Below are 22,530 nucleotides of genomic sequence, written 5' to 3' on the forward strand. Positions count from 1 at the left end.
TTCGATCACCCGGCGGGCGGCTTCGGGCAAGCGACGTCCGCCGACGGCGTCACGGTGAGGAACAGCCACCGGTAGACCTGCACCTCGAAGCCCAGCTTGGGCTGGCGGTAGGGGAGCTCGGCCGTCGGCGTGTCGAAGTTGGGATCGAAGCCGTTCGACACCACGAGCTCGACGACGTGGAGCGCCCCCGCGGTGCCGCTCGCGCCGCTGCCGGCGACGGAGGCGTACTGATAGGGCGGGAACTCGAAGGAGCGCGTCTCCCGGTCGAAGCTGTCGTCGCCGGCCCCGAGGAGATCCTCGGCGAACTGCGGCGTCACCGTCGGCCGGGCCGCGAGGTCGTAGTTCACGAACCAGCGCGCGACGATGGGCTCGATGGTGTTCGCGTCGCGCAGGGTCGCGCGCAGCGCGTAGAGCGGCGCCTCGGGGCAGCCGGCGGGGACGCGCACCACGGTCTCCGGGAACGGCACGGTGCGGAAGGTGTCGTTCACCACGACGCGCGGCGGCGTGACGGGTTGCCCCTCGGGATAGTCGGGCAGCGGCTGCGGCAGCGGGCAGCCGACGAGGAGCGCCCCGAGCGGCGCCGCCAGGAGCGCCCAGGCGCGGAGATCGCCTCTCACGCGTCGTCCTCCTCGTCGGGCGGGAGCTTCTGGCCGCGCCGCTCCGCCTCGAGCTTCTCGAGGTGCCGGAAGATCGTCCGCGGGTCCACGCCGAGATCCTTCGCCGTCTTGGTGCGGTTCCCCTGGTTCCGCTCGAGCACCTCGTTGATGTAGCGCTTCTGGAACTCCTCCTTCGCCTGGATCAGCGGGAGGATGGGCTCGAGGATCTCGGGGTGCAGGTCGAGATCCTCCGCCGACACCAGCGCCCTGTCGGCGAGCACGACCGCCTTCTTCACGCGGTTCTCGAGCTCGCGGATGTTGCCGGGCCAGGCGTACTTGCGTATGGCCACGACGGCGCTCGGCGTGAACCCGCGCACCTTCGCCCCGAAGTCCTTGGCGTACTTCTGGAGGAAGTACTTCGCGAGCACGAGGAGATCCTCCCCCCGCTCGCGCAGCGGCGGCAGCACGATCGAGACCACGTTCAGGCGGTAGTAGAGGTCCTCCCGGAAGGTCCCCTTGCGGATCTCGTCCTCGAGCACCTTGTTCGTCGCGGCCAGGATCCGCAGGTCCACGGGCTCGGGCCGCGTGTCACCGATCTTGGTGACCGATCGCTCCTGCAGCGCGCGCAGCAGCTTGACCTGGAGCGCGGCGGGCATCTCGCCCACCTCGTCGAGGAAGAGCGTGCCGCCGTGCGCCGCCTGGAACTTGCCGGGACGGGTCGCGACGGCCCCCGTGAAGGCCCCGCGCACGTGCCCGAACAGCTCCGACTCGAGCAGCGCCTCCGGGATGGCGCCGCAGTTGACCGCGACGAACGGGCCGCTCGCGCGGGTGCTTCGGCGGTGGATCTCGCGGGCGACGACCTCCTTCCCGGTGCCGGTCTCGCCGGAGACGAGGACGCTGATGTCCGTGCCGGCCACCTTCTCGATGCGCCGGTACACCTCGCGCATCGAGGCGCCCGAGCCGATGAGCTCGCCGTAGTGCTTCGAGCTCACCGCCTCCTTCAGCGCGACGTTCTCCCGCCGCAGCGAGTCGAGCAGCATGGCGTTCTGGACGAGGAGCGACGCCTGCGCGGCGAACACGGTGAGCGCCTCGAGCGACCGATCGTCGAAGAGCGACACGACGCTGTCGTTGCCGAGGTAGATGACGCCGCAGACCTCCCCCTTCTGCATGAGGGGGGCGCACATCACCGAGCAGAGCTTCAGGTTCACGACCGAGGTCGAGCCCGACCACTCCCGGTCGTGCAGCGCGTCGGCGACGACGATGGGGCGGCGGGTGTCGATCACGCGCTGGATGATGGAGTCCGAGACCCGCGCGACCGCGCCCTCGATGGTCTCGCGGCCCACGTTGCGCGCCGCCCGGACGTTCATCTCGCCGTCCTCGAGCAGGATGAGGAACCCCTTGTCGGCGTGGGTGACCTCGAGGAGCGCGTCGATGAGCTCGTCCAGGAGCCGCGCCAGGTCGTTCGCCCCGAGGAGCCGCTCGGAGAAGCGGACCAGCGTCTCGAGGGCGAGGAGCCGCTGGCCGGCGCTCGGCCGAACGGTGGGGACCGGGCGCGGGGCGGGATCGAAGGAGAGCTCCGTCCCCGCCACGCGGATGCGATCCCCCGGTCCGAGCCGCCAGGTCGAGCGGCGCTTCCCGTTCACGGTCATGTCGGCGGCGTCGTGGGCGGCCGCGTTGTAGTCGCGCCCGTCCCAGTGGATGTGGACGGCGGTGCCGGGCATGGTCGGATCCGGCACGGCGACGTCGTTCTCCGCGTCCCGCCCGATGCTGGTGATCCGCTTCACGAGCGCGATCTCGCGCTCCACGCCGTCGGGGCTCTTCACGATGAGCGTCGCCACGTCTGGCCTCTGGGCTAGAACGCCCACTCGAGCGAGATCGAGCCGCCGCCGCCTCCCGGGGCGACCTCCGTCTCGACGATCGGCACGTAGTGCTGGTGGGCATCCCACACGCCGTACGCGTACAGCGCCCAGAACAGCCCCGCGGAGACGTACTTCACCGCGTCGACGCGGCCGAGCAGCTCCCGGTCCGAGTCGGAGTACGGCGGGCTCGAGCAGCCCGGCTGGCCGGAGATGCAGGTCCGGGTCCGGTCCTCGGCGAGCTGGTTGTGGAAGACGATCGCCCCGAGGTTCACGAGGCCGGCCACGATCTGGCCCGCCGCGATGGCGGTCCCCTTCGCGCGATCGCCGTTCTGGAACTGCCCCGCGCCGAGCGGCATCCAGTTGAACAGGTAGAGCCGCTCCTGCACGCGCACGACCTTGGTCGGAGGCCCGGTGCGCGCGCGCTCCTCCGCGAGCAGCCGGCGCTTCGCCTCGTCGGCGAGGCGTTCCTGCTCGCGCAGGGCGCGACGCCGCTCCCGCAAGGGCGCGAGCGCCGGCTCGTGCTCGCGCTTCACCCGATCGAAGAACTCGACGATCGGCGGCGGGACGAGGAACGGATCGAGCGCGTAGTCCGGGTCGTGGGAGAGGAGGTTCACGAACGCCGCCCGCGCCTGGGCCTGATCGCCGAGCTGGAACTCGGAGATCCCCAGCATCCGGTAGGCGTCGATGGCCTGCTCCTCCGTGAGCGGCGGGCTCGTGGCGAGGTAGCGGCGCAGGGTGCCGGCCGCGTCGGCGTACGCGCCGAACTCGAACCGGTCCTTGGCGCGCTTCAGCTCAGGCGGAGCCGTCAGCGCGAGCGCGAGCAGGAGCGGGATCACGGGCGGGCGTCTCCTGGCTGGGTGCTGGCGGCGGCGGGCCGCGCGGCGCCGGGCGCCGGGACCGGCGCCGGCGCCGGCGCCGACGCCGGCGCGGCCACGACCACCTCGCCGCCGGCCCGGAGCTTCACCTGGACGTCGCGCGCCGCCGCGCCCGCGATCTCGAGCCCGATCCGGGCGGGCGCCTCGTAGGGGCTCTCCGCGCCGCCGGGCACGGGGATGGCGAACGCCGTCCGCTGCGACTCGCCGGCCGTGCCGACGAGCTTGCCGTCCACGTACACGCGCGTCGCCGGGTCGCCCTCCACGCGCAGGCGGGCGGGGCGCGGCACGAGCGGGACGCGCAGCTCGCCGACGCGCTGCGCCTCCTCTGCCGTGATCTCCCGCACGAACGGCGCGCAGCAGGCGTGATCGAGCTGGATGACGTGCGGCCGGCCGGGCGCCAGCGAGAACCGCACCAGCTGCTCGCCGCGCGCCACCTCGACGCCGTCGAGCAGCGCGCGCTGGGCGTATGGACGGACGTGCACGGTGAGCGTCGCCGGCGGGCGAGGCGGGGCGGAGCCCTCGCGCGGGGCCCCCGGTCCGCCCGGGCGCGCGCCGCGCGGAGCCGGCGCGGAGCGCTCCTGGGTCTTCGCGGCGGGCGGATCGATGGAGGGCTCGGGGGCCTCTGGCGCGGCGTCGGCCCCCGGAGCCTCGGGGGTCGGGGCGCCACTCGGCGCGCGCGCCTCGGCGGCCGGGGGCCGGGCCGGCGGAGCCCCCGCGGGCGGCGCGACGGCCGGGCGCGGCGCGAGCGCGATGACGGCGGCGATCCCCGCGGCGAGGGCCACACCCGCGCTCGAGAACGCAGCGGTCCGCCTCAGGCGGCGCCGCCGGGAGAGGCGGGCGAGCTTCGCGGGGATCTCCGCGTTGCCGGGGTCTATCGCGAGGACGCGGGAGTAGAAGCCGAGCGCGCGGGCCGGGGAGCCCCCGGCGAGCACCGCGTCCCCGCGCTCCGTCAGCGCGGCCACCGCCCTCGGCGGGAACGAGGCCTTGAAGGCGGCGGGATCGCGCAGGAACGCGACGAGCTCTTCCTCCGGCCGCGCCAGGCCGCTCTCCGCGAGGAGCCGGTCGAGCGCGTCGCGCACCTCCGCGGCGCTGGCGGGGCGCTTCTCGGGGGCGAGCGAGAGGCAGCGCAGGATCAGCTCGGCGAGCCCGTCGGGGACGCGCGGGTCCGCCGCGCGCGGATCCTCGAAGTCGGCCTCGAGGACGCGCCGGAGGATCGCGGTGGGGTTCGACGCGGCGAAGGGCAGCTTCCCGGTGGCCAGCCAGTACAGGATGGTGCCGAGCGAGAACAGGTCGCTGCGCGCGTCCGCCTCGCGCCCCTCGACGATCTCCGGCGCCATGTGGTGCGGCGACCCGACGAGGGCGCCGGTCATCGTCATGCGCTCGTCCGACGCGAGGATGCGGGCGATCCCGAAGTCCGCGAGCTTCACGGCGGGCCGCTCGCCCTCGTGGACGAGGACGTTCTCGGGCTTGAGATCGCGGTGGATCACGCCGGCGGAGTGCGCGTGGACGAGGGCGTCCACGAGCGCGCGCCCGACGAGCGCGGAGAGCTCGGGGAACCCGAACCCCACCTCCGCCGCGAAGGCGCGCAGGGTCCGCCCGCGCACGTACTCGGTGACGAGGTAGCTGTCCGCCGCCCCGTCGCCCGAGTAGTCGTAGATCTCCACGATCCCGGGGTGGGAGAGGCGCGCGACGGCCCGCGCCTCCCGCGAGAAGCGGGCGCGCGACTCCGGCGCGGAGGCGAGGTGCGGGTGCAGCAGCTTGACCGCTACCTCGCGGTCGAGGGCGGTATCGCGGCCGCGGTACACGACGGCCATGCCCCCGCTCCCGACCTGCTCGAGCAGCTCGTATCGGCCGAGCCTGCGGATCACCGCGCTCCCGCCCTCGAACGCCTCGCGCTCGGTTGGGTCATCACGTGCCGCCACGCATCACCGCACACCCGCGACGCTCCTGCCGCGGCTCCGCTCCGGATCGCGACGGCGGGGGCCGGATCGGGCGGTGCACTATGACACGGATGCCGCGCCTCAGCCATCATGTGCGCTGGGCACGCGCGCGACCGAGGGGCCGCCGGCCGCCCGCTACCAGGCGGGGAGAGCCCCTGGGCGGGAGCTCGGCAGGAACCTCCCGGCGGCGAGCGCCCGGATGGTCTCGGGGATGGCCTCGGTGGAGAGGGGGTGGAGGGCCTGGAAGCCGAGCGCCGCGAGGCGGCTCGTGTCGTAATAGTGGTCGGCGCTCATCCAGTGGATGGCCTCTCGCTCGACGCGAGGCGCGCGCGCCTCCGTCGCGCCCGTCCGCGCCGCGAGCCGGCGCCAGGCGCGCTCGAGCCGGCCGTTGACGGGGCCGAGGAGCGCCCGATCCGGCACGTGCCGCACGAGCCAGAGGAGCGCGGCGGTGAGGCGGGGCAGCGTCGGGAGGACGCGCCCCGGCGTGAACCCCAGCGCCGCCAGCGCGACCGCGAGGTGCTCCGCGAGCGGCAGCGGGGCCTCGTCTCCCACGTTGAAGGCGCGCCCCACGACGTCGCGGTCGTCCGGGTGCTGCACGACGTGCACGACCGCGCGGGCGAGGTCCTCGACGTGCACGAGGTGCGCGACCGGGCCGCGCCGGATGATCGGGATCCGCTGCCGGCCTCCCAGCAGCGCGAAGAAGGTGAGGGCGCGGACGGGGCCGCCGGTGAGGCCGGGGCCGTACAGGATGGTCGGGCGCAGCACGGTGAGCGGCGCGCCCCGGCGGAACTCCGCCCAGCTCGCCTGCTCCGCGCGCCACCGGATGCGCTCGAGCGCGGTGCGCGGCGCCTTGAGCTCGCCCTCGCGACAGGGCAGGTTTCGCGGCGTCCCGTAGACCGCGGCGGTCGAGACGTGCACGAGCCGGCGGGCGCCGGCCTCGCGCGCGAGCGCCGCGACCGCGCCCGCCGCGGCCGCCTCGATCCGCGCCCGGGAGCGCTCGTCGAGATCCCGCGGCGTGCGCACGCCCAGGTGGACGACCGCCTCCGCGCCGCGCGCGTCGATCTCCAGGCGCGGGCGGCCGTCGGGCGCGATCGGCGCGTGCCGGACGGAGAGGCCCGCGCGCCCCAGCGCCGCGGCGACGGCATCGGGGATCGCGCCGGGAGAGCCTGTCAGGATCGCGAAGCGCTCCACGCGGCGAGTGTACGGCCGCGGGGGCTCCGGGAACAGCCGCCGGGCGCGGCGAGCCCGCCGGGGCACCGCCGCGCTCGACCCGGGGAGGCGTTCCCGGGGGGCCACGAGACCCGACGGGTACGCCCCGGGGCGCCGAGCCTTTCCCGGCGGGGCAAGCGTAGACGCCGCGGGCTCTGGAAGGCGATCGCCTTTGAGCCCTTGGCTCCCGTCGGTCTTGGCGGGGGGCAACGCCTCAGCGCTCGCTGTCGAGGTGCTTCATCTGCTCGGCGGGGTAGCGTGTGCCCGCGATCGCATCCTTCGGTAGGACCGCCTCCGCAGCGGCGACGTCGGCTGGCGACAGGGGCTTGTCGAGCGCACCGAGCACGTCGCGCAGCTGCTTGCGCGTGCGCGCGCCGACCACGGGAACGAACGTGGGTTGCTTCGCCAGCACCCACGCCACCGAGAGCTGCGCGGGTGTCATCCCGCGCTCGACAGCGAACGCATGGAACCGCGCGACGGCCGCTCCATTCCGCTCGCCGGCCTCGCCGCTGAAACGAGGGAAGTGCCCGCGGACGTTGCCCTTGCCGGCGACCGTGCTCCCCGTCAACAGCCCGCGAGACAGGACGCCGAAGAGCGTCGCGCCGATCCCGAGCTCCGCGAGCGCGGGGAAGATGGCCTCCTCCGGCCCTCGCGTGACGATGGCGTACTCGATCTGCAGGTCGACGATGGGATGCACCTTCGCCGCGCGCCGGATGGTCTCGACCCCCACCTCGGAGAGCCCGACGTGGCGCACGTAGCCGGCCTTCACCAGCTCGGCGATCGCGCCCACGGTCTCCTCGATGGGCACGCCGGGGTCGAGCCGGGCGGGCCGATACACGTCGATGACGTCGGTGCCGAGCCGCCTCAAGCTGTAAGCGGCGAAGCTCTTCACGGACGCAGGGCGCGCGTCGAAGCCCAGCGCGGCGCCATCCGGTCCGCGCAGGGCGCCGAACTTCACCGAGAGCTGCACCTTGTCGCGTCGCCCCTCGAGGGCGCGCCGAACGAGCAGCTCATTGTGCCCCATGGCGTAGAAGTCGCCCGTGTCGATCAGCGTCACGCCGCGCTCGATGGCCTCTCGGATGGTCGCGATGCTCTCGGTGTCGTCCGACGGTCCGTACGCCCCAGACATCCCCATGCAGCCGAGGGCGACAGGAAACACCGATGGGCCCGCGTCTCCGAGTCGTCTCCTGCGGTCAGGATCGGTCATGGCTCCCTCTTCCCTTTTCGATCTATCCGGAACACGGTTCCGGTATTCGTGAGAGATACGGACCACTGTTCCGGTTGTCAAGCGGCGTCCGTGCGGGCAGGATTCGACCGAGGAAGGGACGACGTGCGGCGATCCAGGAAGGCAGCAAGGCCCAAGGAGAAGGAGCAGGCCCCTCTGGCGCGCACCGTGCGCGCCGACGCTCAGCGCAACCTCGATGCGTTGCTCGAAGCAGCCAAGGCTGCCTTCGCTGCCTCGGGAGTCGACGCGCCCGTGCGTGAGATCGCCGCACGGGCAGGGGTGGGCGTCGCCACCGTCTATCGTCACTTCCCGCAACGCTCCGACCTGGTCGCGGCCGTGTACCGTCGCGAGGTCGATGCGTGCGCGGCTGCCGCCTCCGCCCTGGCGCGCGAGCTCGAGCCGGGCGAGGCGCTGGCGCGGTGGCTCCATCGATACACGAGCTTCATCGCCACCAAGCGCGGGCTCGCGGCGGCCTACCACTCCGGAGTTCCGGTGTTCGAGGCGCTGCCGGCGTATTTCCGGGAGCACCTCGAGCCGGCCCTCCAGGCGCTGCTGGACGCCGCGGTGGCCGCGGGACGGGTCCGCCCCGACATCGCGCCGTACGAGCTGCTGCGGGCCGTCGCGAACCTCTGCCTCTCAGGCGCCGACGTCGGACCTCATCACAGTCGCCAGATGGTCGACCTGCTCATCGACGGGCTGCGCTACGGCGCACGCGGGGCGGAGCTCCCAGCGAAGGGGAAGCGACCTCCGGGTTGATGCGCCGGCGCGCGCTGCCGACGGTGGCTCCAGCGGCGCCTTCGAAGAACGCGCCGACGCCGCGCGGCCGAGCCCGGTCCGCGAGCCGGCGCCGAACACGTCTCGCTCACCTCGCCACGGCACCGGGCGCGGCGCGCCCGGTGCCGTGGCGTGCGGCTTTTCGGCGTCCTACGCCCTGATCTCCTCGGCCTTCTTGGCCGCGGACTTCTTCTCGCCCTCCGGCTCCGGGGTCCCCGGCGCCGGGCGCCCGATGGGGTCCTCCTCGAGCGCGGCCTTGAGGACCTCGTCCATGTGGGCCGCGAAGACGAACTCCAGCTCCTTGCGCGCCTGCTCGGGCACGTCGACGAGATCGCGCTCGTTGCGAGCCGGGATGATGATCCGCTTGATGCCCGCGCGGTGCGCGGCGAGCACCTTCTCCTTGATGCCGCCGACGGGCAGCACGAGCCCGCGCAGCGTCACCTCGCCGGTCATCGCGACGTCGGAGCGGACGCGGTTCCCGGTGAGGAGCGACACGAGCGCCGTGAGGATGGTGACGCCCGCGCTCGGGCCGTCCTTCGGGATGGAGCCGGCCGGGAAGTGGATGTGGATGTCGGTCCGCTCGAGGAAGTTGGACGGGATCCCCAGGTTGTCGGCCTTCGAGCGCAGGTACGAGAGCGCCGCCTGGGCGGACTCCTTCATCACGTCGCCGAGCTGGCCGGTGAGGGTCAGCGACCCCTTGCCGGTCATCTTGGTCGCCTCGATGAAGAGGATGTCGCCGCCCGCCGCGGTCCACGCGAGCCCGGTCGCGACGCCCGGGATCTCCGTGCGCTCGGCGGTCTCGTTGTAGAACTTCTCGGGCCCGAGCATCGACTCGACGTCGGAGTCCTCGATGGCGCGCTTCCCCCCCGCCTGGAGCTTCCCGCTCGCGACCTCGACCGCGACCGCGCGGCACACGTCGGCGATGCGCCGCTCGAGGTTCCGGACGCCGGCCTCGCGCGTGTACGCCATGATGATCTTGATGAGCGCCTTCTCGGTGATGGCGATCGCGTCCGCCGACAGCCCGTGCTCCCTGAGCTGCTTCGGGATGAGGTGGTTCTGCGCGATGTGGACCTTCTCCTCGAACGTGTAGCCGGGCAGCTCGAGGATCTCCATGCGGTCCTTGAGCGGGCCGGGGATCGGATCGAGCAGGTTCGCCGTCCCGATGAACATCACCTTCGAGAGATCGTAGGCGAGATCGAGGTAGTGATCCGAGAACGAGTGGTTCTGCTCGGGATCGAGCACCTCGAGCAGCGCCGCCGACGGATCGCCGCGGAAGTCCGCGCCGAGCTTGTCGATCTCGTCCAGCATCATGACGGGGTTCACCGTCCCCGCCTTCTTCATCGACTGGATGATCCGGCCGGGGAGGGCGCCCACGTACGTGCGGCGGTGCCCGCGGATCTCGGCCTCGTCGCGCACGCCGCCGAGGGACAGGCGCACGAACTTGCGGCCGATGGAGCGCGCGATGGACTGGCCGAGCGACGTCTTGCCGACGCCGGGCGGGCCCACGAAGCACAGGATCGGCCCGCGCATGTCGTTCTTCAGCTTGCGCACCGCGAGGTACTCGAGGATGCGCTTCTTGATCTTGTCGAGGCCGTAGTGATCGGCGTCGAGGATCTGCCGCGCGTTCTCGATGTCGAGGTTGTCGTCGCTCTTCTTCGACCAGGGCAGGTCCGCGATCCAGTCGAGGTAGGTGCGCGCGACCGTGTACTCGGAGCTCGCCGTGGGGATCGACTTCAGCCGGTTGAGCTCCTTCTGCGCGACCTTCTCGACCTCGGGCGGTAGCCCGGCCTTCTTGAGCCGCTCCTGCAGCTCGTCGAGCTCCTCCTCCTCCTCGCCGAGCTCGCCGAGCTCCTCCTTGATCGCCTTGAGCTGCTGGCGCAGGTAGTACTCGCGCTGCGTCTTCGACATCTCGCCCTTCACGGCGGAGTCGATCTTGTTCGACAGCTTGAGGATCTCGCGCTTCCGGTTCAGGAGCTCGAGGACGAGCTTCATCCGGGACTTGAGGTCCGTCGTCTCGAGGACCTGCTGCTTCTCCTCGATGGGGACGTCCACGTTGGCCGCGATGAGGTCGGCGAGGTGGCCCGGGTGCGTGATCGACTCGACGAGCTCGGTCGCCGCGGCGGGGAGCTCGGGCATGAGCTCGATGACCTCGCGGGCGAGCTTCTTCAGGTTGATGGCGAGCGCCTCGACCTCGACGTCGTCGGTGATGCTCTTGTCCTCGACCGGATCGACGCGCGCCTTGAGGTACGGGCTCTCCTGCACGAGCTCGAGGACCTTGAACCGCGCGAGCCCCTGCACGACGAGCGAGTAGTTGTCCTCGCCCATCTTCAGCAGCTTGACCACCCGCGCGACGGTCCCGACGGAGTACAGGTCGGCCGCGCCGGGATCCTCCTCCTCGGCGCGCCGCTGCGTCACGACGCCGATGACCTGCTCGTCGCGCACCGCGTCCTTGATGAGCGCGATGGTCTTCTGCCGCCCGACGGCGAGGGGGAGCACGCCACCCGGGAAGAAGACGGAGTTCCGCAGCGGCAGGATGGGCAGGACCTGCGGGATGTCCTCCTTGGCGATGAGACCCGGGGGCCCCATCGCCGGGGCGACCTGCGCTCCGGCTGCGCCCTTCTTCTCCTTCTCAGACATCGCCGTCTCCTTGGCCGATACGGAGCGAATGGGATACCCGCGTGAGCCGCGGATATCAATGAAAAGCGTTTGACCTGTCAGGCGTTACGGGTGCGAGGGGCGGCGGTGGCGGTAGCAGCCGCACCCTGCGGGCGGTCCCGCCGATGCGTCAGTCCTCGTTCAGGGCGGTTCTCCCGGGACGCGGGACGGTTCGGCCGTCCGGCTCGCCCCCGGGACCGCCCGGATCGGTGCGCACCGGGCCGCTCGAGGGCGCCCACAGGCCGGAGCCTGGCGTGCGCGAGTCGTCGCCGGAGCCGGAGACGTACCCGGAGCGGTGCGGAATCTGCTGCGGTGCCGCTTCGGGTCCCTCCGCGGGGGACCATGCATGCATGCGGGTCATGATCTCTGCATAAGGACTGCTACCGCGTAGGCAAGCAGGTGAACACCTTGGGCGGCGTGTCGCCCGGTGCGCATGCGCTCGTGCTCCTGGCCGGCGTCGCCCTCGGCGTCGCCGCGGTCGGCGCGTGGCGGCTGATCTCCGCGCGGCGCCGGGCGGGGCTCAGCGCTCCGGTCGAGCGCGTTCTCGCGGGCGCGTTCGAGTGCTTCGGGGACGCGGTGATCGTGCTCGGGCGCGACGGCCGCGTCGCGCGCGCGAACGGCGCGGCGCTGCGGCTCGCCGGCTCCGACGTGGCGCCGCTCGTCGGGAAGGACGTCGCCGTGATCTCGGAGGCGCTGGCGGCGCTTCGCCAGGGGCTCGCGCGCGCGCACGCCACGCAAGGCACGGTCTCCCTCCGCACCGGCGTCCGCGCGCACGCGGCCATCGTGCGGGTGACCGGGACGCCGCCGGTGGAGGTGGTCGTGCTGCGCGCCGAGCCTCCGCGCGCGGCGCCGCCGCCGTTGCCCGCGAGGGCGCCGTCCCTCCCCGAGCCGGCGCGTCTCGGCGAGGTGCTCGCCGGGGCCGCCGCGAGCGTGAGGGGGCCCGTGGCGCGCGCCGCGACGGCCGCCTCCTACCTGCGCCTCCTGGCGCCGCCGCTCCCCCCGCGCGCGGCGGAGCAGCTCACGCTCCTCGACGAGGCGCTCGACGAGGCCGCGCGCCGCGTGGGGGAGCTGCACGGCGCGGCGGAGAAGGCCGCGAGCGCGCCGCGCGCGGTCGATCTCGCGCCGCTCGTGTCCGATCTGCTCGCCGCCTGGTCGCCGCCGGCAGGCGTGCGCGTCCGCAGCGCGATCGAGCCGGCCGTCGCGCTCGCCGAGGATCGCCCGCTGCGGGCCGCGATCCGCGAGGCGCTGCGCGCGGCCGGCGCGGGCGCGGGCCGCGGCGCGGAGATCGCGGTCCACGTCGGCAGGCGCGGGGCGTCGGCGGTCGTCGAGATCGCGGGCGGCGCAGGCGGCGACGACGGCGACGCGGCGGCGGTCGCGCGCGCGCTCGTCGCGCCGCACGGCGGCCGGGTGGAGGACGAGGCGGTGCCGGGGCGAGGGCGGATGCTGCGCATCCTCCTGCCGCGCGCTGCCGAGGCCGCCCACCCGCACGCACCTCCGGTTTGACGTCCGCCCAGGCTGCGATAGCATCCCGAGGCTTCCACGGGAGGCTGCATCGTCCGGCTCGGCCACATCAGCGATCTCCACGTCTCCGACCGGAGCCGCTACCCGCGCAACGGCTTCTCGGCGCGCGACTGCGAGCGGCACTCCGCCCGGCTCGCGAAGGGGCTGCTCGATGCCCTGCGCGAGGTCGGCGTCGACCACCTCGTCGTCACCGGTGACGTGACCTTCTCCGCGGAGCCGCGGGAGTTCGAGCGGGTCGCCGATCTGCTCCGGCCGTTCGCGGAGGCGCGCAAGCTCACGGTCGTGCCCGGCAATCACGATCTGTGGACCGAGGAGTCGGTCGAGACGGCCCGCTTCCTCCGCGCGCTCGGCCCCGACGGCCTCGGGATGAAGAAGGCCGCCCCCAGCTATCCGCACGTGGTGCCGCTCGGCGAGGAGGCGGTCCTCGTGGCGCTGGACAGCGCCCGCTGGGGCGAGGACCCGTGGACGACCCCCGGCCGGCTCGGGAGCGATCAGCTCCGGGCCGCGCGCGAGATCGTGCGCGAGCACGCGAAGCTCGGGCGGGCGGTCGTGCTCGCCCTGCACCATCACCTCGTCCTGCCCCCGGAGCGCGTCCCGTCGGACGCGCACGTCGCGAGGATGCCGCTCGCCGACGCCGATCAGGTGGTCCGGCTCGTCGCCGAGCTCCCCGTCGCCGCCGTGCTGCACGGCCATCGCCACACCGCCTTCCGGGTCGATCTGCCCGGCGCCGCCGGCGCGACGCCGGTCCTCTGCGCGGGCTCCGCCTCGCGCGTGGCGGACGAGCCGGTCCGCCGCGCGCGCGCTTACGTGTACGAGCTCGATCGCACCGGCGTCCGGAGCGTCGAGGCGCTCGTCTCCGGATCGGAGTGAACCCCATGAAGAAGCTCTTCCTCGTCGCGGTGCCGGTCGGGCTCGCCGTGCTCGCCATGGTCTTCCTCACGTCGAGCGCGCGCGAGCGCGGCGACGCGTACGAGGCGCAGCTCGAGCGCGCCCGGCTGAAGCGCGACTTCTCCGAGCGGGCGGGCGCGGCGCGGACCATCCCCTCGGATCGGCTGCCGGAGTGGCGCGACGAGATCGCGGCGCTCTCCCGCTGGTACTTCGACGAGCTGCAGGCGATCCGGAACCGTCACCCCGGCGAGCCCGTGCGCCCGAACGCGGTGGAGGCGGCCGCCTCGGATCGCAAGAGCAAGCTCGACGCCGGCGCGCGCGCGCAGCTCGAGGACTTCCAGCGCTTCGCCGACGGCCGCCTCGCGCTGCTGCGCGAGGGACGGTACGCGCCGGTGCAGTCGATGATCGCCGAGGGGCTGCGGCTCGATCTCGTCGCGGTGGAGACCGGCTCGCCGCCCGAGGGCGGGGCGCCGGGCCTCCGGATCGACTTCGCGCTGTGGGGCGCGCCGCGCTTCCTCGAGCGGGAGAAGGGCGGGGAGCGCACCACGGTGGTGCGCAGCGTGGTCCCGGTCTCGTTCAAGCGGCTCGCCTTCCACTTCATCGGCGCGGACGGCAAGCCCTACGGCGAGATGAGCGGCGGCGGAGAGCCGTACCAGAAGCTCGCCGACCCGGAGCGCTTCGCGGACGACTTCCCGCCCGGCGTGCTGTTCGGCACCTGGTACGTGGAGCTCTTCCCGCGCGAGGCCACCGAGGTCCGCCTCGAGATCCAGGCCGACGTCCGCGGCGCGAGCGGCGCCGTGCGGCCGGCCACGTTCCTGGCGCAGCTCCCCGTCCCGGACGGCTGGAAGCTCCCGCCGGGCGCGGTGTTCCAGGCGGAGGTGCGCGAGGCGGCGGCGGCCCTGCAGTGAGGCCCGGGGTGGCGACGACGCGGAAGGCGGGAGGGAAGGGGAAGGGGAAGGGCGGCGGCCCGGCGCGCAAGCGCGCGGCCGCGCGCGTCGAGACGCCCGCGCTGCCGGATCCCGGAGGCGACGCGCCGCTCGAGGAGCTGTCGCGGGACGCGCTCTCGGTGTTCCTCTACGCCGCGCTCCTGCCGGAGGAGACCCGCGCCCTCGTGAAGGCGCTCGGCCTGTCGGTGCCGGGCTTCCGCACCGAGGGGCTCTCGGACGTGGAGCGCAGCGACGTCCTCGCCGACGAGATCCGGGCCCGCCCGGCCACCCGCGCCCACGCGCTCGACGCGCTCCGCAAGGCGTTCGGGGCGCCGCCGCTCGTCGCCGTCCCCCTCGACGCGCGGACGGCGGACGACCTCCTCACCGTCGGCGCGTCGGACCACGGCCTCACCCTCGCGCTCTGGCGCGTCCTCGCCGATCCGGCGGCGGAGGTGCGGGCGCGGGCCACCCCGCTGCTCGACGAGCTCGTGAAGGAGTACTACGGGCCGGGCCCCGGGGACGGCGCGCGCGGGGAGGCCAAGGCCGCGCCGCGCGAGCAGGGGCCCGATCTCGCCGCCCGGCTGGCCGCGCTGGAGAAGGAGCTCGCGGAGGCGCGGGCCCGCGTCGAGTCGGGGCGCAAGAAGTCCGAGGAGCAGCGCGACAAGCTGCAGGCCTGGCTCAAGGACGCGCGCGCCCGCGCCGCCCAGGCGGTGGACGACGCCGCGCGCGCGCGCGAGTCGGCGGAGGCGGCGCAGCGGGCGCGCGAGCGGGCCGAGGCCGAGGCCGCGGCCCTGCGGGCCACCGACGCCGCCGCGGAGGCGCAGCGCGCCCGCGCCGCCGCGCGCGAGCTCGAGGTGCGCGCGGTGGCGGCCGAGTCGCGGCTCGCGCGCCAGGAGGAGCGCGAGCGCGAGCTCGAGGCGGCGCTGCGCGAGGCCCGGCGGGCGGAGACCGAGCGCGGCCCGGCCGCTCAGCCGGCGGCCGTGGAGGCGGACGAGCCCGAGGACGCGCCCGCGTCGTGGCTCATGCCGATGTTCACGCGAGAGTTCTATGACTCGCTGGAGGGGTGGGATCGCCGGGTCCAGCGGGCCGCGTTCAAGCAGGCGTACCTGCTCGCGCAGGACCACCGGCACCCCAGCCTGCGCGCGCTGCCGCTCGAGGGGCTCCCGGGCTATTACCGGGTGCGCGTCGCGACCGACGTTCGGCTCCTGTACCGCCGTGGGGAGAGACAGAACGCGATCGAGGTGCTCTCCCTCATCGACCGGGAGGATCTCGATCGCTACGTGCGCCAGGCCAAGACGCGGGCGTGACGCGCAGCGCGCGCTCCCGCAGGGGCCCGCGCGCCGCGCATCCCGCGGCGCCTACTCGGCGCCCTCGAGGTTCTGAATCTCGACCCCGAGGCCGTTCGGTTCGCCCGGTCCCGCAGCTGGCCGGCGGCCACGGCGGCTCCGAGGCGGCGGCGTCTCGGCCGCCGACAGCTCCTTCCCCGCTGCGAGCAGCCGGGCCCACGCCTCCGCGGACGGGGTCGCCCGGGCGGCCTCGAGGGCCTCCCGATACGTCTGCCGCGCCGCGTCGAGCCTGGGATTCGCCTTCGCCATCCTCGCCTCCCTCCCGAGTAATCGCTCCGGCCGGGTCCGGTCCGGACACAGCGCAAGATAGGGGCAGAGGTAGGGCGAGGTAAGCCGAGCCCCGCGAACCACGTGGGCTCCGCACGCGCAGGGGGTCGGCGTGCCCGGGCACGTAAACGAACAGTGAATCAGCCCGCGGAGGGGCGAGGCGCCCGGCTGGCGCTCAGCCGAGCTTGCGGTAGACGCCCACGACGACGCCCAGGATCATGGTGGTGCGGAAGTCGGACCCGCGGACGTAGATGGGCGCCATGCGCGGGTTCGAGGGCTGGAAGCGGACGCGGTCCCCCTCGAAGTAGACCCGCTTCACCGTGGCCTCCTCGTCGATCATGGCGACCACGATGTCGCCGTCCTCGGCGTGGAGCTGCTTCTTCACGAAGATGTAGTCGCCGGGGAGGATCCCGTCGCCGATCATCGAGTCGCCCTGCACGCGCAGGCCGTACACCTTCTTGTTCGTGCCGAGCAGGAAGGAGTCCACCTGCACGGTGTCCTCGACGCGCTCCTGCGCCAGGATCGGCTGACCGGCGGCGACGCGGCCGAGGATGGGGATCTCGACGAGCCGCCCCGCCGGCTTCAGCCCCACGGCGGGCGTCCGCGTGAACGGGACGACGTTGGAGGCGCGCGCGCCGCCGCCGAGGACCTCGCGCGCCTGGGGCGTGGGGATGAGGGCGCGCGACTTCACGGGATCACGGGTGAGGAAGCCCTTGCGCTCGAGCGCCTTCAGGTGGTCGTTCACGCCGTTCGTCGAGCGGATGTCGAGCGCCTCCCCGATCTCGCGGATGGTCGGGGGGTAGCCGTTGTCCTCGATCTGCCGTGCGATGAAGCGGAGCACCTCGAGCTGCCGGTCCGTGAGCGCGTCCATCGATCCTCCAGGAGCTGGACTGAACGTCGGTATACTGTCCTGGCGTTCAGAAGGCAAGAAAGACGCCGTGGTTCCGCGGTTGCCCGCGCGGCGCGGCGAGGCTACGGTCCGCGCGTGCCCCCGTCCTTCGGTGCCGCCCTGGGCCTCGGCCTCTCCGCCTTCCGCCGCGAGCCGTGGCTGCTCGCGCCGGGGCTCCTCGTCGCCCTCGCCCGGCGAGCGCTGACGTGGCCCGCCATCGTCGTCGCCTGGACCCTCGTCGCGCGCGGGGCGCTCCTCGCCTTCTCGGAGCGACCGCTCGACCCGGGCGCCGCCATCGGCGGCGCGCTCGCCGTCCTCGGCTCCCCCAGGTTCCTCGGGCTCGTCGGGGGGCTGTGGCTCGCAGGGGTGCTGCTCGGCGCCGCGCTGCGCGTCGTGTGGCTCGCGGGCGCCCTGCCGACGCTGGGCGGGGCCGCGGCCGGGCCGGTCGGCGCGCCGCGCTTCGCCGCCGGCGTCGCCTTCGGGACGCCTCGCGTGCTCGGCACCGCGCTCCTCGGGTTCCTCGTCGATCTCTCGGCGTCCCTCTTCGCCTTCACGCTCGCGCTGGCGTCGCTGTGGATCACCGTCCACGCCGCGGGCGGGCGCGCCTCGGCGACGCTCGCGGCGGCCGTCGCGGGCGCGCTCACGCTCGCCGTGGCGGTCCCGCTCGCGCTCGCCGTGATCGCGGAGGCCGCGGTGGCGCGCGCGGCGGTCCTGCTGGAGGGGCCGGGCGCGGCCTTCGCCGCCGCGGCGCGGCGGTTCCTCGCGCGCCCGGGCACGTTCGTCCTCGCGGCGATGATCTTCGGAGTCGTGGCGGCCGTCGCGCCCGCGGCGGTGGAGGCGTTCGGAGGGATCGCGACCGGGTTCGCGCGCGGGGCGCCCGCCGCCGTGCTCCTCGGGCCGAACCTCATGCTCGCCGTCGCGGGGGCGGCGATCGCGGCCGCCGTCGACCTCGCCTGGCTCGGGACCCTGGCCGCGCTGTCCTGCGCCGACGCGCCCGGCCGCTGACGTCCTGGGGCCTCAGCGCTGCAGCAGCTGGCGCAGGGAGATCTTCCGCAGCCGCTGGCTCGCCGCGTGGTACGCCGCCGCGAGCGCGGAGAGGACCACGGCGCTGCCCAGCGCCAGCCAGCCGAGGACCGGCGCGGAGCGGCTCGCCAGCACCACCAGCCCGCCCACCGTCAGCCCCGCGGCGAGGAGCCCGAGGAAGACCATGACGCCGAGCGCGCGGACGTGCCCTCCGATGCGGTCCATCGCCTCGCCCGCCACGTTCACGCGGAACTTGCCGCCCTCGAGATCGACGAGGATCTGGCTGAGCTGACTCGGCACGTCCTCGGCGAGCCCCTGCAGCTTGAGCAGGGACTTCATGAGCATGCCGGAGGCGTCGGAGGGGTTGAAGCGCGAGAGCAGGAGCTCCTTGGCGTACGGCAGCCCCACCTCGAGCACGTCGAGCTTCGGGTAGATCCGCCGGATGATCCCCTCGATGGTGATCGAGGCCTTCGCCAGGACGGCGTACTCCTTCGGGATCCGGATCCGGTGGCGGATGGCGAGATCGAGCAGGTCCCGGAGCAGGGTCGCGCTGCGGATCTCGTCGAGCTTGAGGCCCAGGTAGCGGTCCAGGATCGCGCGGATGTCCTCGCGGAAGTCGGCGATGGGGGTGTGCGAGTCCGGGACGCCGATCCGGTTGAGGAGCCGGGCGACGGTGTCCGGATCGCGCAGCGCGACCGCCACGATGAGCGTGACGAGCGCCTCCTGCTGCGCCCGCGTGAGCCGGCCCACGAGGCCGAAGTCGAGCAGGGCGATCCGGTCGTCCGGGAGGACGAGGATGTTCCCCGGGTGAGGATCGCCGTGGAAGAGCCCGTCCTCGAAGAGCTGCCGGAAGGACGTCTCGATCACGTTCTTCGCGACCTGCTCGAGGTCGTGCCCGTTCTCGGGGCGGACGTCCGAGATCTTGGTCCCCTCGACGTAGTCGAGGGTGAGGATGGTCGGGGAGGAGAGCTCCGCGTGGACGCGGGGGATGACGACGACCTTGCGCCCCACCGCCGCGTCCCGCATCTCCCGCGCGTTCCGCGCCTCGTTGCCGAAGTCGAGCTCCTCGTGAACGGTCCGATCGAACTCCTCGATGATGTCGGTGGGCGTGTAGATGCCGGTCTCCTCGATCACCGCCTCGAGCAGCCGCGCGAGGTAGTGGAGGAGGGCGAGGTCGGACTCGATCTGCTCGCGGATCCGGGGGCGCTGCACCTTCACGACGACGGGCTCGCCCGCGTGCGTCACGGCGCGGTGGACCTGGGCGATGGACGCGCTCGCGAGCGGCACCTCGTCGAGCGACGCGAACAGCTCCTCGACGGGGTGGCCCAGGCCGCGCTCGATCTGGTGCAGGACCTCGGCGATCGGCAGGGGAGGGCAGTCGTCCTGCAGCGCCTCGAGCTCGTCGATCCAGTGCGACGGGAGCACGTCCGGGCGGGTCGAGAGGAGCTGGCCCAGCTTCGTGAACGTCGGCCCCAGCTCGGCGAGGAGCTGCCGGAACCGCGCGGCGGTCTTGTGATCGGGCGGCGGCGGCGGCGCGCCCTCCACCGGCGGGGCGTCGCGCCCGAGCACGTCGCGGAGCCGCGTCTTCTCGAGGTAGGAGCCGAAGCCGTGCCGCGCGACCGCGTAGGCGATCTGGCGGAGCCGGTTGAGATCCTGGAGGGTGCGCTCGAGCATGCGACGGGGCGGACTGTAGCACCGCGATCCCGGGCCCGCCACGCGGCGTGCGGGTCCGCGCGCGGGGCGCGGGGTGGGCGCGGCGTGGTAGAACCCCACGGCCCGATGCCGGAGATCGCCCAGCCCACGCCGATGATGCGGCAGTACCTCGAGACGAAGGCGAGGTACCCCGACGCGCTGCTGTTCTTCCGGCTGGGCGACTTCTACGAGCTCTTCTTCGAGGACGCGCTCACCGCGTCCGAGGCGCTGCAGATCACGCTGACGGCGCGCGCCAAGGGCGACGACAAGGTGCCGATGTGCGGCGTGCCCCACCACGCCGCCCGCGGCTACGTCGCCCGCCTGCTCGAGAAGGGGTTCAAGGTCGCCATCTGCGATCAGGTCGAGGAGCCCGGGAAGTCGGCGATCGTGAAGCGCGAGGTCACGCGCGTCGTGACCCCGGGCATGGTGTTCGACGACCAAGTGCTCGATCCGCGGGAGGCGAGCTACCTCGGCGTGGTCGCGCTGGCGGAGGGCCGCGCGGGGCTCGCGCTCCTCGACGCCTCCACCGGCCAGCTCCAGTGCGGCGAGGTGCCCGACGACGCCCGCGCCGTCGACGAGCTGCGGCGCGCCGGGGTGCGCGAGCTCGTGCTGCCGCTCGGCGCGGACGCCGCGCGCGCGGAGCGGATCGAGCGGGCGGTGGGCGTCCCCGCCGCGCGGCGGCCGGCCGCGGACTACGAGCGCGCCGACGATCGGCTCCGCCGCCACCTGGGCGTGGCGAGCCTCGACGGCTTCGGGGTGGGCGGGGAGCCGCTCGGGCTCGCCGCCGCGGCCGCCGCGCTCGCCTACCTCGCGGACACCCAGCGCGCGACGCCGCGCCACGTGGATCGCGTCTCGCGCCTGCGGACGGAGGACGTGCTCCTCCTCGACGAGGCGACCCGTACGAACCTCGAGCTCGAGCGGACGCTCAACGGGGGCCGCAAGAAGGGTTCGCTCCTCGCGCTCCTCGATCGGAGCGTCACCGCGCCCGGCGGGCGGCGCCTGGCGGAGTGGCTGCGCTACCCGCTCACGGAGCTCGCCCCGATCCACGCCCGGCTCGACGCGGTCGAGGAGCTCGCCGGCGCCTCCGTCGCGCGCGAGGACCTCGCGGCGGCGCTTCGACCGGTCGCCGACGCGGAGCGGCTCCTGTCGCGCCTCGTGCTCGGCCAGGGGAACGCGCGCGACCTGCGCGCGCTCGCGGGCGCGCTGCTGGCGCTCCCCGCGCTCGCCGAGCTGCTCGGCGGCCGCGCCGCCGCGCTCCTGCGCGACGCGGGCGAGGGGACGCGCGGCCTGGAGGAGCTCGCCGCGCACCTCGATCGCGCCGTCGCGGAGGAGCCGCCGGCGACGCTCCGGGAGGGCGGGATCATCCGGCGTGGGTTCTCGCCAGAGCTCGACGAGATCGTCGCCGTCGCCGAGGACGGCAAGGGGTTCATCGCCCGGCTCGAGGCGCGCGAGAAGGAGCGGACGGGGATCGGCTCGCTCAAGGTCCGCTTCAACAAGGTGTTCGGGTACTACCTCGAGGTCACGAAGGCGAACCTGCACGCGGTCCCCTCCGACTACGAGCGGCGCCAGACCACCGTCGGCGGCGAGCGGTTCGTCACCCCGGAGCTGAAGCGCTTCGAGGAGACCGTGCTCACGGCCGAGGAGCGGCGCATCGCCGTCGAGGGCCGGCTGTTCGAGGAGCTCCGCCAGCGGGTCGCCGAGGCGGCCCCGCGGATCCGCACCGCCGCCGACGCGGTCGCCACCGCGGACGCGCTGCTCGCGCTCGCGCGCGTCGCGGCGGAGCGGGGCTACTGCCGGCCGGAGGTGGACGGCTCGGAGGTGCTCGAGATCGTGGACGGGCGCCACCCGGTGGTGGAGGCGGTGCTGCCCGAGGGGCCCGCCGGGTTCGTGCCGAACGACGTGCTCGTCGCCTCCCGGGGGGCGCTCGAGTGCGAGCGGCTCGGGGCGCTGCACGTGATCACCGGGCCCAACATGGCCGGCAAGAGCACCGTCATGCGGCAGGCGGCGCTCGTGACGTTGCTCGCGCAGATGGGGGCCTTCGTGCCGGCGCGGAAGGCGCGGGTGGGGATCGTCGACCGGATCTTCACGCGCGTGGGCGCGTCCGACGACCTCGCGCGAGGTCGCTCCACCTTCATGGTCGAGATGACCGAGACCGCGGCCATCCTCCACAACGCGACGCGCCGCTCGCTGGTGGTGCTCGACGAGATCGGGCGCGGCACCTCGACCTTCGACGGCGTCTCGATCGCGTGGGCGGTGGCGGAGCACCTCCACGACCAGGTGGGCTGCCGGACGCTGTTCGCCACCCACTACCACGAGCTGCAGGACCTCGCGCGCGAGCGGCCGGCGGTGAGGAACCTCACCGTGGCGGTGCGCGAGGTCGGCGATCGGGTGGTGTTCCTGCGCAAGCTCGTGCAGGGCGGCGCCTCGCGGAGCTACGGCATCGAGGTCGCGAAGCTCGCCGGCCTCCCGGCGGAGGTGCTCGCGCGGGCGCGCGAGATCCTGAAGAACCTGGAGGCGCTCGAGGTCGACGAGGGCGGCCACGCCGCGCTCGCGCGCGGGCGGAAGACCCGGCGGGCGGACCCGCAGAGCCAGCTCGGCCTGTTCGCGCCCGCGCCGGCCCCGGCGGACCCGGCGCTCGAGGAGATCGCGAGCGCCCTGCGCGCGACCGAGATCGACGCGCTCCGCCCGCTCGACGCGCTGAACCTCCTCGCCGCCTGGCGCGCGAAGCTGCGCTGATCGGCGCACGATCCCGGGCCTGCGTCCCTCGACCCCGCCCGGCGCGGGGCCTACGCTCGGGACGAGCGGAACATGGCCGAACGCCTCGCCGGGCGTCGCTGCGCTTCCC

At 74.0% G+C, this 22,530-nt stretch carries 17 protein-coding genes; 7 read left to right on the forward strand and 10 right to left on the reverse strand.

Annotated elements, in window-relative coordinates; genetic code table 11:
• Positions 1–5: 5 nt before the first annotated feature.
• The 6 genes from ANAE109_RS10660 to ANAE109_RS10685 all read right to left on the reverse strand — a co-directional run bounded on the left by ANAE109_RS10660 (position 6) and on the right by ANAE109_RS10685 (position 7,686).
• Positions 6–617 carry a hypothetical protein gene (locus ANAE109_RS10660; protein ID WP_012096873.1) on the reverse strand — a complete coding sequence of 204 codons (612 nt, stop codon included), beginning with the start codon at positions 615–617 and terminating at the stop codon, positions 6–8.
• Positions 614–2,434, reverse strand: coding sequence for a sigma-54-dependent Fis family transcriptional regulator (locus ANAE109_RS10665; RefSeq protein ID WP_012096874.1), 1,821 nt, complete (start codon positions 2,432–2,434; stop codon positions 614–616). Before ANAE109_RS10665 ends, ANAE109_RS10660 begins: the two co-directional genes overlap by 4 nt.
• Positions 2,435–2,448: 14 nt before the next feature.
• Entirely contained in the window at positions 2,449–3,291 is an 843-nt protein-coding gene (locus ANAE109_RS10670; protein ID WP_012096876.1) for a tol-pal system YbgF family protein, read from the reverse strand.
• Positions 3,288–5,144, reverse strand: a complete 1,857-nt coding sequence (locus tag ANAE109_RS10675; RefSeq protein WP_143828085.1) for a serine/threonine-protein kinase — start codon at positions 5,142–5,144, stop codon at positions 3,288–3,290. The genes ANAE109_RS10670 and ANAE109_RS10675 overlap by 4 nt, the downstream gene beginning before the upstream one ends.
• A 261-nt stretch (positions 5,145–5,405) precedes the next feature.
• On the reverse strand, positions 5,406–6,461 hold the full coding sequence (locus ANAE109_RS10680) for an NAD(P)-dependent oxidoreductase (protein ID WP_041448271.1): 1,056 nt from the start codon (positions 6,459–6,461) through the stop codon (positions 5,406–5,408).
• 232 nt (positions 6,462–6,693) lie between these two features.
• Positions 6,694–7,686 (reverse strand): aldo/keto reductase, encoded by a 993-nt coding sequence (locus tag ANAE109_RS10685; RefSeq protein ID WP_012096879.1) that lies wholly within the window; start codon positions 7,684–7,686, stop codon positions 6,694–6,696.
• Between the two features lie 123 nt (positions 7,687–7,809).
• Here ANAE109_RS10685 and ANAE109_RS10690 point away from each other — a divergent pair, with 123 nt between their 5' ends.
• Complete coding sequence (locus tag ANAE109_RS10690) at positions 7,810–8,460, forward strand: TetR/AcrR family transcriptional regulator (protein WP_041448272.1); 651 nt, start codon at positions 7,810–7,812, stop codon at positions 8,458–8,460.
• A gap of 168 nt (positions 8,461–8,628) precedes the next feature.
• Here ANAE109_RS10690 and lon read toward each other — a convergent pair whose 3' ends face one another.
• Positions 8,629–11,115: an endopeptidase La gene (gene lon / locus ANAE109_RS10695; protein WP_012096881.1), complete on the reverse strand. Its 2,487-nt coding sequence runs from the start codon at positions 11,113–11,115 to the stop codon at positions 8,629–8,631.
• Between the two features lie 417 nt (positions 11,116–11,532).
• Here lon and ANAE109_RS10705 point away from each other — a divergent pair, with 417 nt between their 5' ends.
• The 4 genes from ANAE109_RS10705 (at position 11,533) to ANAE109_RS10720 (ending at position 15,775) form a co-directional block, all read left to right on the forward strand.
• On the forward strand, positions 11,533–12,636 hold the full coding sequence (locus ANAE109_RS10705) for a PAS domain-containing protein (RefSeq protein WP_012096882.1): 1,104 nt from the start codon (positions 11,533–11,535) through the stop codon (positions 12,634–12,636).
• Between the two features lie 66 nt (positions 12,637–12,702).
• Positions 12,703–13,524, forward strand: coding sequence for a metallophosphoesterase (locus ANAE109_RS10710; RefSeq protein ID WP_041448275.1), 822 nt, complete (start codon positions 12,703–12,705; stop codon positions 13,522–13,524).
• 5 nt (positions 13,525–13,529) lie between these two features.
• Positions 13,530–14,450: a hypothetical protein gene (locus ANAE109_RS10715; protein ID WP_012096884.1), complete on the forward strand. Its 921-nt coding sequence runs from the start codon at positions 13,530–13,532 to the stop codon at positions 14,448–14,450.
• 8 nt (positions 14,451–14,458) lie between these two features.
• On the forward strand, positions 14,459–15,775 hold the full coding sequence (locus ANAE109_RS10720; RefSeq protein WP_012096885.1) for a type II toxin-antitoxin system RelE/ParE family toxin: 1,317 nt from the start codon (positions 14,459–14,461) through the stop codon (positions 15,773–15,775).
• A gap of 51 nt (positions 15,776–15,826) precedes the next feature.
• Here the strand turns inward: ANAE109_RS10720 and ANAE109_RS10725 are convergent, their stop codons facing one another.
• Positions 15,827–16,063, reverse strand: coding sequence for a hypothetical protein (locus tag ANAE109_RS10725; RefSeq protein ID WP_041448276.1), 237 nt, complete (start codon positions 16,061–16,063; stop codon positions 15,827–15,829).
• Positions 16,064–16,256: 193 nt separating this feature from the next.
• The gene (gene lexA, locus ANAE109_RS10730) at positions 16,257–16,952 is read right to left on the reverse strand and encodes a transcriptional repressor LexA (RefSeq protein ID WP_012096887.1); all 696 of its coding nucleotides are present in this window, start codon (positions 16,950–16,952) and stop codon (positions 16,257–16,259) included.
• A 114-nt stretch (positions 16,953–17,066) separates the two neighbouring features.
• On the opposite strand from lexA, the gene ANAE109_RS10735 reads away from it, so the two are divergent.
• The gene (locus tag ANAE109_RS10735; protein WP_012096888.1) at positions 17,067–17,975 is read left to right on the forward strand and encodes a hypothetical protein; all 909 of its coding nucleotides are present in this window, start codon (positions 17,067–17,069) and stop codon (positions 17,973–17,975) included.
• Positions 17,976–17,987: 12 nt separating this feature from the next.
• Here the strand turns inward: ANAE109_RS10735 and ANAE109_RS10740 are convergent, their stop codons facing one another.
• A complete protein-coding gene (locus tag ANAE109_RS10740; protein ID WP_012096889.1) occupies positions 17,988–19,667 on the reverse strand; it encodes an AarF/ABC1/UbiB kinase family protein in 1,680 nt (559 codons plus the stop codon).
• 105 nt (positions 19,668–19,772) lie between these two features.
• Here ANAE109_RS10740 and mutS point away from each other — a divergent pair, with 105 nt between their 5' ends.
• Positions 19,773–22,421, forward strand: coding sequence for a DNA mismatch repair protein MutS (mutS, locus tag ANAE109_RS10745; protein WP_012096890.1), 2,649 nt, complete (start codon positions 19,773–19,775; stop codon positions 22,419–22,421).
• Positions 22,422–22,530: the final 109 nt, after the last annotated feature.

The sequence above is a fragment of the Anaeromyxobacter sp. Fw109-5 genome (genome assembly GCF_000017505.1).
Taxonomy (GTDB): Bacteria; Myxococcota; Myxococcia; order Myxococcales; family Anaeromyxobacteraceae; genus Anaeromyxobacter.